The sequence below is a fragment of the Streptomyces alboflavus genome (genome assembly GCF_000716675.1).
Taxonomy (GTDB): Bacteria; Actinomycetota; Actinomycetes; order Streptomycetales; family Streptomycetaceae; genus Streptomyces; species Streptomyces alboflavus.
The window spans coordinates 1-12,287 of the sequence record NZ_JNXT01000037.1 but is presented as its reverse complement, the minus strand read 5'-3'; the positions used below and the strand labels follow the sequence as shown (position 1 = coordinate 12,287).

Below are 12,287 nucleotides of genomic sequence, written 5' to 3'. Positions count from 1 at the left end.
TGTCCCCTTTTGAGGGATCTGTTCACCCGTAAGGATTAAATGTGCTCAAGGGGGCAGAAGGCGCCTGCATCATGCGCCTAACTTCGCACGGGTGATGAGCAGCAGCCCGGAAACTCCCACGTACACCACCGGCGCGCACCGGGCGCATCCGGGCGCCCGCAAGCGGGTGGTGCCGCGCACGGTCGCCCAGTCGCCGGCACCTCCTTCCACGCACTTCGAACCGTTCCTGGACGGCCTGTTCACGTACTGCCTGTCGGTGCTGTGCGACCACGACGCGGCGACCGCCGCGCTCGGCGAGGTCCTGGTGCTGGCCGAGCGGCGCGGCGCCCGGCCCGACGGCGACACCCGTGCGTGGCTGTACGCGCTCGCCCGCTGGATGTGCCTGCCCCCCGGACCCCCCGCCGCCCCCGCCGCCCCCATCGACGAGACCGCCCGCGCCCGCCGCCGCGAACTGGCCCAGCTCGCCTGGCCCGAGGCCGCGGGGACCACGCCGGAGCAGCGCGAGGCCCTGGAGCTCGCCGTCCGGCACCGGCTCTCGGCCAAGGAGGTCGCCGCCGTCCTCGGCCTCGACCCGGCCGCCGCCCGTGACCTGTTGGCCTCCGCCGCCTGCGAGGTGGAGCGCACCCGCGCGGCCCTCGCCGTCGTCGAGACCGGCACCTGCCCGATCGTGGCCCGCCTCACCGGCGACAACCAGGTCCTGCTCGGCACCGCCCTGCGCCGCGAGCTCGTCCGGCACGTCGACGACTGCCCGCAGTGCCGCCGCACCGCCGAGCGCACCGGCCCCAGTGCCTGGCCCGGCACCGCCGTCACCCCGGCCGCGCTGCCCGTCATCGCCGCCCCGCGCGCGGCCCTGCACCACGCCATGGCCCACACCCCGCGCGCCAAGGGCAGGCCCCGTGGCGGCGGCCCGCGCTTCGACCGGCGCGGCTTCCCGATGGACCCCAAGGACCACGCGGCCCGCCGCGAACGCCTGCGCGCGCGTGCCGTCACCACCACGGTCGTCGCCACCGTCGTCGCCGCCCCCGTCCTCGCCCTCTGGGCGGCCTACCGCGGCGCGCCGCTCACCGGCGAGGGCCGCGACGGCCGCTCCGCGAGCGCCGCCGAGGCCGACGACGGCCCCGGCGGCCGCGGCCCCAAGGGCCGGGAGGACTACGAGAACGCGGGCAACGCCCGCACCGACCCCGACCGCTTCCGCGACGGCCGCGGCGGACCCGGTGTCTCCGTGGAGGTCATCAGCCCCGGCGGACCCGCGGGGGCGGGCCCCGGCGCCGGACGCATCGGCGTCCAGGCCCGCTCGCACGGCGGCGTCACGCTCATCACGCTGACCGGCGGCGGCAGCTCACCGGTCCGCTGGTCCGCGAGCACCGGAGCCTCCTGGCTGGCCCTCAGCCAGTCCTCGGGGACCCTCTCGCCCGGCGAGTCCGTGACGATCAGGGTGTACGTCGACGCCGACCGCGAGCCCGCGGGCCACTGGAGCGCCCGCGTCACCATCGCCCCCACCGGAGCGGTCATCTCCCTCGAGGGCTACGGGAGTTCCACCCCACCGAACCGCCCCGGCAACCCAGGCCCCCGCCCCACGGCAACCCGCCCCGGCCCGTCCAACCCGGACCCGACCCCGACCCAGGGCAACCCCACCCCGACCCAGCCCGACCCGGACCCCACCCCGACAAGCACCCCACCCCCGGACCCCACCCCGACCCCGTCGGACCCGGCCCCGACAACACCACCCCCGGGCGGTGACCCCGGCCAGGGCTGAGCCTGGGCCAGGTCTGAGGTGGGCGGCGGCAGCAGAGGGGCGCGGGGAACTGCGCGCTCAGCCACAAACAATCCCGCACCCGCCCACGGCGAATCCCTCAACGGCGACTAGGCATCCCGAGAACCGACCCGCACCGGATCGGCGGGATGCGGCGCAAGCAGCGGCAGCTGCGAGGCGAGCCGCTCCTCACACAGCTCAACCAGGCGGCCATAGCCTTCCTTGCCCATCAGCTCGATCAACTCGGGCCGATAGGACACATACACAGGATCCCCGGCGCCATGCGCCGAGGTAGCCGACGTGCACCACCAGTGCAGGTCATGCCCGCCGGGACCCCAGCCCCGCCGGTCGTACTCCCCGATGGACACCTGAAGGACCTTCGTGTCGTCGGGCCGCTCGATCCAATCGAAGGTCCGCCGGACGGGCAGCTGCCAGCAGACGTCCGGCTTGGTCTCCAGCGGCTCGCGCCCCTCCTTCAGCGCCAGGATGTGCAGCGAACAGCCCGCGCCGCCCGCGAACCCGGGCCGGTTCTGGAAGATGCACGAGCCGTTGTACGGCCGGGTCTGGCGCTCGCCGTCCTCGTCCTGCGCGACCCAGCCCGACGCGGTGCCCACGTCGTGGTGCTGCCAGATGTCCGGCGTGAGCCGCGCCACGTAACCCGCGACCCGCTTTTCGTCGTCCTCGTCGGAGAAGTGGGCACCCAGGGTGCAGCAGCCGTCGTCGGCGCGGCCGGCCTTGATGCCCTGGCAGCCGCTGCCGAAGATGCAGTTCCAGCGGGAGGTGAGCCACGTCAGGTCGCAGCGGAAGACCTGCTCGTCGTCCGCCGGGTCCGGGAACTCCACCCAGGCGCGCGCGAAGTCCAGACCCTGCTCGTCCTGGACCGCGCCGCCTCCGGCCGCCCCGGCCTTGGCGCCCTTCGCGGCCTTGTCAGCCTTGCCGGCCTTCTTCGCCTTCTCGGCCCTCCCGGCCTCCTTGGCCTTCCGCTCGGCCTTGTCAGCCTTCTCCGCCCGCTCGGCCTTCTCCGACTTCGAGGACTCCGATGACTGCGACGGCTTCGATTTGTCGGACTTCGCCTTTTTCGTCTTTGGCACGTCTCCAGGGTATGCGCGCACGTGTGTCCCCGAAGACCAGTGACGCCCGCCCGGACGCCGAGAGCGGCCCCGGGCGCAGTAGCGTTCCGTACATGAGACTCGGTGTCCTCGACGTGGGTTCGAACACGGTGCATCTGCTGGTGGTGGACGCCCACCCCGGCGCGCGACCGCTGCCCGCGCACTCCCACAAGGCCGACCTGCGCCTTGCCCAACTGCTCGACGAGGCGGGTGCCATCGGCCCCGACGGCGTCGACCTGCTCATCGCCACGGTGCGTGACGCGCTCCAGGCCGCCGAGGACAAGGGCGTCGAGGACCTCCTCCCGTTCGCCACCTCGGCCGTGCGGGAGGCGACCAACGCCGACGACGTGCTCGCCCGCGTCCGCACGGAGACCGGCGTCGACCTGCAGGTTCTCACCGGGGCGGAGGAGGCGCGGCTGACCTTCCTGGCCGCGCGGCGCTGGTTCGGCTGGTCCGCGGGCAAGCTGCTCGTCCTCGACATCGGCGGCGGCTCCCTGGAGATCGCGTACGGCATCGACGAGGAGCCCGACGCCGCGGCCAGCCTGCCGCTCGGCGCCGGCCGCCTGACCTCCGCCTGGCTGCCCACCGACCCGGCCGACCCGGCCGACGTGCGCGCCCTGCGCCGCCACGTCCGCGCCCAGATCGCCCGCACCGTCGGCGAGTTCAGCCGCTTCGGCAGCCCCGACCACGTCGTCGCCACCTCGAAGACGTTCAAGCAGCTGGCCCGGCTCGCGGGCGCCGCGCGGTCCACGGAGGGCCTCTACGTACAGCGGGAACTGAAGCGCAAGTCCCTGGAGGACTGGGTGCCGCGGCTCGCCGCCATGACCACCGCCGAGCGGGCCGAGCTGCCCGGGGTGTCCGAGGGACGGGCCGGACAGCTGCTCGCCGGGGCGCTCGTCGCCGAGGGCGTGATGGACCTCTTCGGCGTGGAGTCGGTGGAGGTCTGCCCGTGGGCGCTGCGGGAGGGCGTGATCCTGCGCCGCCTGGACCATCTGCCGGCAGATTCCAGCCCGTCCGGCGTTTGAGGACGAGGCGCGGAGCGCCGATACGGGGGTCCAGGGGGCGGAGCCCCCTGGGGGTGCACCCAGCGGGCCCCGTACGCTGTCCCCGTGGTGGAACCAATCCGCATCCCGGACGCGAAGGTCGCCCTGTCGACGGCCTCCGTGTACCCGGAGTCGACGGCGACGGCCTTCGAGATGGCGGCGCGCCTCGGGTACGACGGCGTCGAGGTCATGGTGTGGACGGACCCCGTCAGCCAGGACATCGAGGCCCTGCGCCGCCTCAGCGACTACCACCGGATCCCGGTGCTCGCCGTGCACGCCCCGTGCCTGCTGATCACCCAGCGCGTCTGGTCCACCGACCCCTGGGTGAAGCTCCAGCGCGCCCGCGCCGCCGCCGAGAAGCTGGACGCGTCGACGGTCGTCGTGCACCCGCCGTTCCGGTGGCAGCGCAACTACGCCCGCGAGTTCGTCGAGGGCATCTGGCGGATGGCCGACGAGACGGACGTGCGGTTCGCCGTGGAGAACATGTACCCCTGGCGGTACCGCGACCGCGAGATGCTCGCGTACGCCCCCGACTGGGACGTCACCAAGGACGACTACCGCCACTTCACGATCGACCTGTCGCACACCGCGACCTCCCGCGTCGACGCCCTGAAGATGGTCGACCGCATGGGCGACCGGCTCGGCCACGTCCACCTCGCCGACGGCAAGGGCTCCGCGAAGGACGAGCACCTGGTGCCGGGGCGCGGCACCCAGCCCTGCGCCGAACTGCTCGAACGCCTCGCGACCAGCGGCTTCGACGGCCACGTCGTCATCGAGGTCAACACCCGGCGGGCGATGTCCAGCGCCGAGCGCGAGGCCGACCTCGCCGAGGCGCTCGCCTTCACGCGCCTGCACCTGGCGTCGGCCGTGAAGGTGCCGCGGTCATGACCGGCGAGAGCACCGCCCCCGCGCCCCGGCGCCGGGGCCGCCCCTCCCGCACCCAGTCCGAGCAGGGCCCCGCCATGCGCGAGGTGATCCTGGACGCGGCCCGCGAGCAGTTCTCCGAGCGCGGGTACGAGAAGGCGTCCGTGCGCTCCATCGCCAAGGCGGCGGGCGTGGACTCGGCGCTCGTGCACCACTACTTCGGCACGAAGGAACAGGTCTTCGCCGCCGCCATCGAGGTGGCCTTCGCACCCGCGCTCGCAGCGCCGACGGCCGTGGCGGAGGGCTCGCTCGACGACGTCGGGGAGCGCCTGACCCGCTTCATCCTCGGCGTCTGGGAGAACCCGAAGACCCGTACGCCGCTCCTCGCCATCGTCCGCTCCGCCGTCAACAACGAAACGGCCGCCACGGTCTTCCGCCGCCTGATCTCCACCCAGCTCCTGGCCCGCATCGCCGAGCGCCTCGACCTGCCCGACGCCGAGCTGCGCGCGGAGCTGGCGGCGGCGCAGCTCGTGGGGACGGCGATGCTGCGGTACGTCATCCAGGTCGAGCCGCTGGCTTCGGCGGACGTGGAGCAGATCGTGGCGCGGGTGGCGCCGGTGGTGCAGGGGCATCTCACCGGTCCGTGACCGGCCGCGGCGGTGCCCACCGCGCATGAGACGGCCGTCCCGCCATCCGGACACCCTGTCCGGATCTTGGATGAGCGGCGTACGCTCGGCCGTAGTCACACATGCCCCGAAGCATGACTCTTGAGGAGCGAGCGACGATGCCCGAGCTGAGGTCCCGCACAGTCACCCACGGCCGCAACATGGCGGGCGCGCGCGCCCTTATGCGGGCCTCCGGGGTACCGGGCGCGGACATCGGCCGGAAGCCGATCATCGCCGTCGCCAACTCCTTCACCGAGTTCGTGCCCGGTCACACGCACCTGGCCCCCGTCGGCCGGATCGTGAGCGAGGCCATCCAGGAGGCGGGCGGCATCCCGCGCGAGTTCAACACGATCGCCGTGGACGACGGCATCGCGATGGGCCACGGCGGCATGCTGTACTCGCTGCCGTCCCGCGACCTGATCGCGGACTCCGTCGAGTACATGGTGGAGGCGCACTGCGCGGACGCGCTGATCTGCATCTCCAACTGCGACAAGATCACCCCCGGCATGCTGATGGCGGCCCTGCGCCTGAACATCCCGACGGTCTTCGTCTCCGGCGGCCCCATGGAGGCCGGCAAGACGACCCTCGTCAACGGCACGGTCCGCAAGCTCGACCTGATCGACGCGATGGTCGACGCCTCGAACGAGAACGTCTCGGACGAGGACGTCCTGCGCATCGAGGAGAACGCCTGCCCGACCTGCGGCTCCTGTTCCGGCATGTTCACCGCCAACTCCATGAACTGCCTGACCGAGGCCATCGGCCTGTCCCTGCCGGGCAACGGCTCGGTCCTCGCCACGCACACCGCCCGCAAGGCGCTGTACGAGCGCGCGGGCGCCACGGTCGTCGAGCTGACCGAGCGGTACTACGGCGGGGACGACGCCTCCGTGCTGCCGCGCAACATCGCCACCCACGCGGCCTTCGAGAACGCCATGGCCCTCGACATCGCCATGGGCGGCTCCACGAACACGATCCTGCACCTCCTCGCCGCCGCCCAGGAGGCCGAGGCCGGGTACGACCTGTCCGACATCGACGCCGTCTCGCGCCGCGTCCCGTGCCTGGCGAAGGTCGCGCCCAACGCCGCGCCGACCACGACGTACTACATGGAGGACGTGCACCGCGCGGGCGGCATCCCCGCGCTCCTCGGTGAGCTGTACCGCGGCGGTCTGCTCAACGAGGACGTGCACACGGTCCACTCCGCCTCCGTCAAGGAGTGGCTGGACGCCTGGGACATCCGCGGCGGCTCGGCCTGTGCCGAGGCCGTCGAGCTGTGGCACGCGGCCCCCGGCTGTGTGCGCTCCGCCGAGGCCTTCTCGCAGTCCGAGCGCTGGGACACCCTCGACACGGACGCCGCGAACGGCTGCATCCGCGACGTCGCGCACGCCTACTCCAAGGACGGCGGACTCGGCGTCCTCAAGGGGAACCTGGCCGTCGACGGCTGTGTCGTGAAGACGGCGGGCGTGGACGAGTCGATCTGGACCTTCGAGGGCCCGGCCGTCGTCTGCGAGTCGCAGGAGGAGGCCGTCGAGAAGATCCTGAACAAGAAGGTCGTCGAGGGCGACGTCGTCGTCATCCGCTACGAGGGCCCCAAGGGCGGCCCCGGCATGCAGGAGATGCTCTACCCCACGTCCTTCCTGAAGGGCCGCGGCCTCGGCAAGGCCTGCGCCCTCGTCACCGACGGCCGCTTCTCCGGCGGCACGTCGGGCTTGTCCATCGGCCACGCCTCCCCGGAGGCGGCCTCCGGCGGCACGATCGCCCTCGTCGAGGACGGCGACCGCATCCGCATCGACATCCCGAACCGCTCGATCGACCTCCTCGTCGACGACGCCGAACTGGACCGCCGCCGCGAGGCCCTGGGCGGCGTGTACGCCCCCAAGTCCCGCGAGCGCAAGGTCTCGCAGGCGCTGCGGGCGTACGCGGCGATGGCGACCAGCGCCGACAAGGGCGCCGTGCGGGACGTGTCGAAGCTGGGCTGACCCCCGCGGGGCCGTCGCCGAGACTGTCCTGCTTTGTCCTGCAACTGGTGTGATGCGCGGGCGCGTCTATGGTGTGAGGTACATGCCATGGGCGGCCCGCGCCGCCCGTTTCACGGGGGATATGGGGTAGCAGGATGAGCAGTGAGGAACTGACGGTGCCGGCTGGGGCAGTAGGGGCTGCCGAGCCGGACGGGACCGACATCGCGGAAGCGGGCGGGACCGACATCGCCGAGATGGACGTCGAGGCGGCGGCGGCCCGCAGCTATCCGGTCGTCGCGGACGTCAACGTCCGCTCGGGACCCGGCACGTCCTACGCCAAGGTCGGCCGCGTCCAGGCGGGCACCCGCGTCTCCATCAGCTGCCAGCGGCCCGGCGAGACGGTCACGGGCCCCACCGGCACGTCGAAGATATGGGACAAGATCGGCAGCGGCCGGTACGTGTCGGACACGTATGTGCGGACGGGGAGCAACGGGTACGTGGCGCCGCGCTGCTGAGACGGCGACCGCCGACGGCGCGAAGCCGCCGGGGCCCGGGGGATCCGGACCCCGGCGGCTTTGCCGTGTACCCCTCCACTAAGACCCGTCAATCCGACTTCGGCGGCTTCGCCGTGTCGAACGCGTACAGCAGGTTGTCCGACCCCGAGACCACCGCCACCCGCCCCGAGAGCGCCACGCGGGGGCCCGTGCGCAGGCCGCCGTCGCCGTTGATCTTCGGGTCGGTGGACCAGAGGCGGCGGCCGTCGCGCGGGGCGAGCGCGGCGACCCGGCCGCCGCTCGACCCGAAGTACAGGCCGCCCGGTCCGGCCGTCGGCCCCGCCGCGCCCTCCACACCCGTGTGCCGGGCCCACCGGAGCCGTCCGGACCCGGCGTCGACCGCGCTGACCCGGCCGCTCTGCTCCGTGAAGTACACCGTGCCGCCGACGAGCCCGGGCGTGCCGCCGTACGTCTTGGCGAGCCGGGTCGTCGTGACCTTGCCGCGCGCCGCGTCCAGGCGGAGCAGCGCGTCGTACGCGACGACGCCGATCTCCTCACCCGCCCGCTGCCGCACCAGGACGAGCCGCCCGTCCAGCGCGCCGAGCGGCTGGACCGGACCGTCCAGGGTGACGGCACGCCCGGGCCTGCCCGAGGCCGGGTCGACCGGGCGGATCGTGGCCCGCCGCGCCGGGCCGTCGGCGAGGTCGGCCTTCGGCGCGCACATCACGTACGCGCGGCCGCCGGCGCCGAGGGGCGCGCACTGGCTGCCCGCGGGGACCGGGACCGTCCACAGACTCCTGCCGGAGCGGGCGTCGCGGCCCTCGATCCGGTTGCCGTCCGCGTCGGCCGTGAGCACGGTCGCCCCGACCACCACGGCGTCCGCGGCGCCGGGACCGACGACGGACGAGGACCGGGCGCCGAACGGCGCGGACCACAGCTCCTTGCCGCGCGCGGCGTCGAGGGCGACCACCTCGTCGGTGCCCGACCCCTCGGCGGCGAAGCGGTAGCCGACGACGGTACGGCCGCCGTTAGCGAGCCCGGCGAGGGAGGTGTCCTGGACCGGTACGCCCGGCCCGCGCACGGTCCACAGCCGCTTGCCGTCGGCGACCCGGACGCGGGTGGCGACGGAGCCGCCGCCCCCGCAGTACACGGAGTCGCCGTGCGGCAGACAGCGCACCTCGTCGGGGACCTTCGCCGTTCCCGCCGGTACGTCCTGCCGCCACGGCCGGAAGCCGTCGGGCAGAGCCGGTCTTGTCGCGGCGACGTTGCGCCCCTTGTCGTCCCGCTTGGCGTCCGGGCCGTCGTCGGAGGACCGGGAGAGGAAGGCGAGGCCCGCGCCGAGGACGGCGATGGCGGCGACGGCGGCGAGGACGGGGCGCAGGCGGCGGCGAGCGGGGCGGCGGGCGGGGGAGGGCGAGGCGGGGCTGGGGGAAGCTTCCGTTCCCGTGCCCGTGCCGCTGGCGGTGTCGCGCCCGCCGCCGGTGTCCCGGGACAGATGGTGCTGGGTCCGGGTGTCGCGGGTGCGCCCGCCGCCCGCGGCGACCTCCAGGTCGGCGGGCAGGTCGCGAAGCAGGACGAGGAGTTCGTCGACGGAGGGCCGGGCGGCCGCGTCCTTGGTGAGGCACGGCTCGACGGCGCCGCGCAGGGCGTGCGGTACGTCGCCGAGGGCGGGCGGCTCGTGGACGACCTGGTAGGCCGTCATATAGGGGGAGTCCGCGTCGAAGGGCCCCTGCCCCGTGGACGCGTACACAAGGAGCGTGGCCAGTGAGAAGACGTCCGAGGAAGGACCGACCCCGCGCGGGTTCTGCAACTGCTCCGGCGACATGAACGGCGGCGTGCCGATCACGCGCCCCGTCATCGTCAGCGTCTGCTGGTCGGCCGCGCGCGAGATGCCGAAGTCGATGACGCGCGGCCCCTCCGGCGAGAGGACCACGTTGGACGGCTTCAGATCGCGGTGGACGACGTCGGCGCGGTGGATGTCGCGCAGCGCCTCGGCGAGCCCGATGGCGAGCGTGCGCAGCTCGGCGCCGCCGATCGGCCCGCGCCGAGCGATGCGCTGCGCGAGGGTCGGGCCCTCTATGTAGGAGGTGGCCATCCACGGGTGCGGCCCCTCGGGGTCCGCGTCGACGACCGCGGCGGTGAACGCGCCGCTCACCCGGCGCGCCGCGGCGACCTCCTGCCGGAACCGGATGCGGAACTCGTCGTCGTCCGCGAACTGCTGGTGGATCAGCTTGATCGCGACCGGCCGCCCCGACGCCGTACGCCCGAGGAACACGGTGCCCATGCCGCCCGACCCGAGGCGGGCCTCGAGCGGGTAGCCACCGATCTCCTCGGGATCCCCTGAGCGGAGCGACACCTTTCGACCTCCGTTCCGGTCGTCCCCCGTGCGTCATGCCTGTCCGCACAAACTAGCGGCCGGGGGGACGGGCGGGGCAAGGCGGGGGACGTCTTCGGCGTGGCCTGGCCCCTGGGCCCTGACCGGGGGTGACCATGGGGCTGCGCCCCGTTCCCCCGCCCTTGTTGGCGCTTCGCGCCTCGTCCTCAATCGCCGGACAGGCTGTGCGGGCTCCGGTGCGCGTCCGGCGAACCGTTGGGCGGGGCTGAGGGGGCTGCCCGCCTGGTCGGGGCGATAATCGACGCGTGAGTGAGCAACCGCGTGACGAACCCCGTACCGAGCCCTCGTCCGGGGGCACCGCGCCGGGGCCCCGGCCCGAGCCCATCCGCTTCTTCGGCACGAGCTGGGTCGACCACACGGACCGCTACGGCCTGCGCCGCGCCGGTGTCGCTGTCGGCGCGCTGGCCGCGGCCGTCGCGGGCTGCCTCGTGCTGCGCTTCGCGTACCAGGGCCTGGAGATCGCGGACGTGGGCGCGTTCGTGAACCTCCTCGTCGTCATCATGTTCGCGATCTGCAGCGCGATCGCGTTCCGGCGTACGTGGGAGGGCTTCGCCAAGCGCCACGACCCGCAGTCGGTGGCGTCCATGCGCAGCCTGATGATGATCGGCTTCGTCGGCTCCCTCCTCGCGTACTTCTTCCGCGCCCTGAAGGAGGCCCCCGGCGAGAAGCTGCACCGGGAGGAGTACGAGACGGCGCGGCAGGAGTACGAGAAGCGGACGTCGCGCAGGACGAAGAACCCGTCGAAGCGGAAGCGCGGGAAGTAGCAGGAGGGGCGCCCGCCTGGACGCTCGAAGAGGATCGAAAGGCGGCCGAAGTCGCGCGAACCCCGGCGAGAGGGCGGACGGCGAGGCAAGGATGACGCCATGCCGACCGACGACGACCACCTGAACGCGCCCCGCACCGACAGCGACCCGTCCACCTCTTCCCTCTCTTCCCTCTCTTCTCTCGCCCTCTCCTTCGACACGGTGGCGACCCAGTACGCGACGGCCCGCCCCGGCTACCCACCCGAACTCCTCGCCACGATCGAGGAACTGGCAAAACGCCCCCTGGCAGGGGCCACGGTGGTGGACGTGGGCGCCGGCACGGGCATCGCCACGCGCCTGCTGCGGGACCGCGGCGCGCAGGTGATCGCGGTGGAGCCGGGTCCGGCGATGGGCGCACAGCTGCGCGCGTCGCTGCCGGAGGTCCCGCTGCTGCGTGCGGTGGGGGACGCGTTGCCCCTGGCGGACGCGTCGGCGGACCTCGTCACGTACGCCCAGGCCTTCCACTGGACGGACCCGGCGAGCTCGGTGCCGGAGGCCCTGCGGGTCCTGCGCCCGGGCGGCGCGCTCGCGGTGTGGTGGAACACGCCGGACCCGGACGTCGCCTGGGCGGCCGAGCAGGAGGCCCGCCTGAAGTCCCGGCTGCCGGGCTACCACGCGAGCGGCATCAGCAGCGGCGCACCCGCGGTGATCGAGTCGGTGGCCCCGGGCCTGACCCCGACCCACCGCCGCCTCCACTGGACTCGCCGGGTCCCCCTCTCCCTGCACCTGGCCCACCTGAGCAGCCGCTCCTACTTCGCAAACCTGGGCCTGGAACGCTCGGCCCCGGTCCTCGCCGACGAACAGACCCACCTGACGAAGATCTTCCCCAACGGCGAGATAGAAGAGGCCTACGCAGTAGACCTGACCCTCGTCCGCAGGCCCGTCACGCGCCACTGACCCACTGCGTCGTCGCCTGACCCGGGTAAGGCCCCGTCGCCCCGGGCCTGACCCAGCCGCCCCCGGGCTTGGCCCGGGGGCGCTTCCCCAGCCCCCGGCACCTTCCAGCCCACCCCGGCGAAGACCTCTCAGCCCGTCGTGGGGGTACCCCCTGCTCCTTGAGAGCTCGGGGGAGCTTGAGGACGAGGCGCGAAGCGCCGATCCGAGGGCGGCCCGTCCCACGGGCACCTTCGGCCTGCCCGAGTTCAGCCCGTCCGGCGCTTGAGGACGAGGCGCGAAGCGCCGATCCGGCGGAGGACCGTCCCACCCGCC

The 12,287-nt window shown here is 73.6% G+C and carries 10 protein-coding genes; 8 read left to right on the top strand and 2 right to left on the bottom strand.

Translation table 11 applies throughout. From position 1 onward, the window contains the following. Window positions 1-94 precede the first annotated feature (94 nt). Window positions 95-1,756 (top strand): BACON domain-containing protein, encoded by a 1,662-nt coding sequence (locus OO63_RS25350; RefSeq protein ID WP_248782216.1) that lies wholly within the window; start codon window positions 95-97, stop codon window positions 1,754-1,756. A gap of 107 nt (window positions 1,757-1,863) precedes the next feature. Here OO63_RS25350 and OO63_RS25345 read toward each other — a convergent pair whose 3' ends face one another. Then, the gene (locus OO63_RS25345; RefSeq protein ID WP_033264454.1) at window positions 1,864-2,844 is read right to left on the bottom strand and encodes a DUF3109 family protein; all 981 of its coding nucleotides are present in this window, start codon (window positions 2,842-2,844) and stop codon (window positions 1,864-1,866) included. Between the two features lie 92 nt (window positions 2,845-2,936). Between OO63_RS25345 and OO63_RS25340 the strand changes: the two genes are divergently transcribed. From OO63_RS25340 to OO63_RS25320, 5 genes are all read left to right on the top strand, one after another. Next, window positions 2,937-3,887 (top strand): Ppx/GppA family phosphatase, encoded by a 951-nt coding sequence (locus OO63_RS25340; RefSeq protein WP_030360998.1) that lies wholly within the window; start codon window positions 2,937-2,939, stop codon window positions 3,885-3,887. An 84-nt stretch (window positions 3,888-3,971) separates the two neighbouring features. Continuing rightward, window positions 3,972-4,793: a sugar phosphate isomerase/epimerase family protein gene (locus OO63_RS25335; protein ID WP_030360997.1), complete on the top strand. Its 822-nt coding sequence runs from the start codon at window positions 3,972-3,974 to the stop codon at window positions 4,791-4,793. Then, window positions 4,790-5,416, top strand: a complete 627-nt coding sequence (locus OO63_RS25330; RefSeq protein WP_030360996.1) for a TetR/AcrR family transcriptional regulator — start codon at window positions 4,790-4,792, stop codon at window positions 5,414-5,416. The genes OO63_RS25335 and OO63_RS25330 overlap by 4 nt, the downstream gene beginning before the upstream one ends. Before the next feature lie 137 nt (window positions 5,417-5,553). Further along, window positions 5,554-7,407, top strand: a complete 1,854-nt coding sequence (ilvD, locus tag OO63_RS25325) for a dihydroxy-acid dehydratase (protein WP_030360995.1) — start codon at window positions 5,554-5,556, stop codon at window positions 7,405-7,407. 134 nt (window positions 7,408-7,541) lie between these two features. Beyond that, complete coding sequence (locus OO63_RS25320; protein WP_030360994.1) at window positions 7,542-7,901, top strand: SH3 domain-containing protein; 360 nt, start codon at window positions 7,542-7,544, stop codon at window positions 7,899-7,901. Window positions 7,902-7,989: 88 nt separating this feature from the next. Here OO63_RS25320 and OO63_RS25315 read toward each other — a convergent pair whose 3' ends face one another. Then, entirely contained in the window at window positions 7,990-10,236 is a 2,247-nt protein-coding gene (locus tag OO63_RS25315) for a serine/threonine-protein kinase (RefSeq protein WP_030360993.1), read from the bottom strand. 284 nt (window positions 10,237-10,520) lie between these two features. Between OO63_RS25315 and OO63_RS25310 the strand changes: the two genes are divergently transcribed. Further along, window positions 10,521-11,039, top strand: coding sequence for a membrane protein (locus tag OO63_RS25310; protein ID WP_030360992.1), 519 nt, complete (start codon window positions 10,521-10,523; stop codon window positions 11,037-11,039). Between the two features lie 99 nt (window positions 11,040-11,138). After that, window positions 11,139-11,975, top strand: a complete 837-nt coding sequence (locus OO63_RS25305) for a class I SAM-dependent methyltransferase (RefSeq protein ID WP_051811175.1) — start codon at window positions 11,139-11,141, stop codon at window positions 11,973-11,975. Window positions 11,976-12,287: the final 312 nt, after the last annotated feature.